The organism is Buttiauxella gaviniae ATCC 51604 (genome assembly GCF_001654835.1).
Lineage (GTDB): Bacteria > Pseudomonadota > Gammaproteobacteria > Enterobacterales > Enterobacteriaceae > Buttiauxella > Buttiauxella gaviniae.
On sequence record NZ_LXEP01000018.1, the window covers coordinates 1 to 2,370 of the forward strand.

The 2,370-nt window shown below is 42.4% G+C and carries 3 protein-coding genes and 1 pseudogene; 2 read left to right on the plus strand and 2 right to left on the minus strand.

Annotation, left to right across the window (positions count from 1 at the left end):
- Positions 1 to 766: DUF4225 domain-containing protein (locus M977_RS09955; RefSeq protein ID WP_064514530.1), on the plus strand; the 766-nt coding region annotated here is incomplete at its 5' end.
- A 7-nt stretch (positions 767 to 773) separates the two neighbouring features.
- Here M977_RS09955 and M977_RS09960 read toward each other — a convergent pair.
- On the minus strand, positions 774 to 1,094 hold the full coding sequence (locus tag M977_RS09960; RefSeq protein WP_064514533.1) for a hypothetical protein: 321 nt from the start codon (positions 1,092 to 1,094) through the stop codon (positions 774 to 776).
- Between the two features lie 41 nt (positions 1,095 to 1,135).
- Positions 1,136 to 1,480, minus strand: a complete 345-nt coding sequence (locus M977_RS09965; protein ID WP_064514535.1) for a hypothetical protein — start codon at positions 1,478 to 1,480, stop codon at positions 1,136 to 1,138.
- Positions 1,481 to 1,746: 266 nt separating this feature from the next.
- Between M977_RS09965 and M977_RS09970 the strand changes: the two are divergent.
- Positions 1,747 to 2,258: pseudogene (locus tag M977_RS09970) on the plus strand (aminotransferase class V-fold PLP-dependent enzyme); the annotation flags it as partial.
- Positions 2,259 to 2,370 lie beyond the last annotated feature (112 nt).

Below are 2,370 nucleotides of genomic sequence, written 5' to 3' on the forward strand. Positions count from 1 at the left end.
TGCCGTAACTGAAAGTGGGCTTACTGCCGCTCAGTTCATACAAAACCCGAGAGTAAGAATAGATTTCAAGAATAACCTATCTCTCTTCATTGCAAATAAATTAGAAATTATTAATGGCGATTATACTTCTCAACAAAAGGGGATGGCGCTAAACGAATTAAAACAAGAACGTGACTACTTAATAAAACAAGAAGGATTGATAAGACAAAAAAAAGCTAAGCAATATGCTGTTGTTGATGTTCATAAAAAGCAAAACACTATGTTCTATTTTGTTAAAGAGGTAGGGTTCGTCGGCGGAATTGCTGAGGTTGGAGTTGGGATTGATATTATTGGAACAGGTATCGCCCTTAGCAGTACAGGACTCGGAGCAATTATAGGAATTCCAGTTATTTTTTGTGGTCTAGTTATCACATTTCATGGATTCAATGCTATGCAGGAAAACGCAGGAGCTTTTATTAACTCAGACCCTAAACACAAGGGATTTTTATCCAAAACGTATGAAGGCGGAGCTGAAATGTTAGGCTACCCAAGACATTATGGCGATCTAATTTATGGCGGAATAGATTTGGTAACCTCAGCGAGAGGTCTGTTTTATTTTGTCACAAAACCAGATTCATGGCGACTGTTTAAGTATTTAAATGCTGACTTAGTTATGGGGTTCAGAGCCATGAGCATTCCTGCCCTGACTCTTGAATTAAGTGTGGATGGATTAACCATACAAAGCATTCATAATAATTTTCCGTCCAACCCAGCCATTGAGAAATAAATATCTATCATCGTTCAAGATCCCTGGCCACCCTCCTTGCCTTAAAACATAAATCTAAAGCAAGGAGTTTCATCAAAAACAATAAGGGAATGACCATTATGCAAGTCATTTGGAGGTAGTTCTCATCTCCATTTAGAATTGGGGCTACAATTGAAAGTATTATAAGTAAAATGAACATCACCGATAATGTTACAAATCTCTTTGAAAGCTGAATGATTGTGATCTCAAGTGATAAATGATCTTTAAGAGAAGCTTCTTCTATTCTGGAAATCTGTTTGTCAGAAAATCCATTTTTCTTCATAAGTTCTATTACATTGGTGTTTTTCACACTCTATCCTCAATCAAAAATATTTATGATAAAAAATTGTCTCACTGTTCAGCCTCAGCATATTTTTTCTTAATGACGCGCATGAATTTTCGGCATTTTATAATGCAAGACATTGCGCACGACTTATAAAACAGAAACAATCCGCTTAAGTAAATACAGAAAATAACGCCCCCCCAAACGACACTATTTACTGACACAATGGCAATGTAAAAAACAATTGTTATAATTAGTAAGGAAATAATTATATTTTTTAAGTGTCGCGCAAACTCCCGCACAACCCATTCAAGCGTAGCCGGATACTTTTCAGCAGTTAGCAACAACTTCCCCACTTCCTTTTCATTAAATCCATTTTCATTCATTAGCTTTATTAGTTGCTCTTCATCCATGTTAAATTCCAATACTTAAGCCTCAGAAAATTAATTCTACGCTCCTTTCTAATTCAATTGAAATACGAATAATTGAATCGTTTGTGGCGAATGAAATTAATTCACGCCAAATCTATCGGCTTACCTGAGATGCCGTCCTCACATAACGACCAGAAACCCTCATGACAGGGGGCCAACTCCCCCTATAAACTAAGGCTATATTTTTCACCACTCTGCGGCCTGCCATGACACCCGATCGCAACTTATACAGCCAGCTTCCCGCCATCGACAAACTGCTCGGTGGCCCGCAGGCGGGCATTATCGTCGGCAAAAAGAGCTGATTGCCCGTATTCAAAGCCACCCGCTAAAACGTGCATTACGCGCCGATAAAATGACGCTGGCTGCACTCGAAGCGACGTTACGCCTTTATCAACACCCGGAAACGCTGGTCGAAAGATTGCCGACATTGCGCCTGCTCACGCGCGACGCCACTGAAATCACAGCGCTTGCCCAGTGCCTGCAGCCTGCCTTTGAGAGCAAATTCGGCGAGCAATTTACCGTTAGTGTCGAGGCGTGCTTATCGCAAATTGGCAGCGGATCGTTGCCGGTCGACAGGCTGTCGAGTGCCGCCCTCACGTTTACACCCAAAGATAGCCGTGGCAGCACGCTGGGCGCGCTCACCCAAAGCCTGCGTGAACTGTCGAAACCGATTATTGGCCGTATCAGCGATGGGCGCTTACGGCTGGACTTACGTTGCCTGGAAGATGAAACGGGCTTCATCGGGAACCTGAAACCATGATTAATGCAACCGCCGGGTGTCGCCTGGCTGATGTGTCGACCATCCGCATTTTGTGGAGCTGGTAGAGAAACTTTTCGAGCGTGAAAGTTTTGCGCGGACAGAACCGCCGACG

Excerpts from the sequence above, each read along its gene's own strand:
- M977_RS09965 (WP_064514535.1), bottom strand. The coding sequence starts at position 1,480 with ATGGATGAAGAGCAACTAATAAAGCTAATGAATGAAAATGGATTTAAT.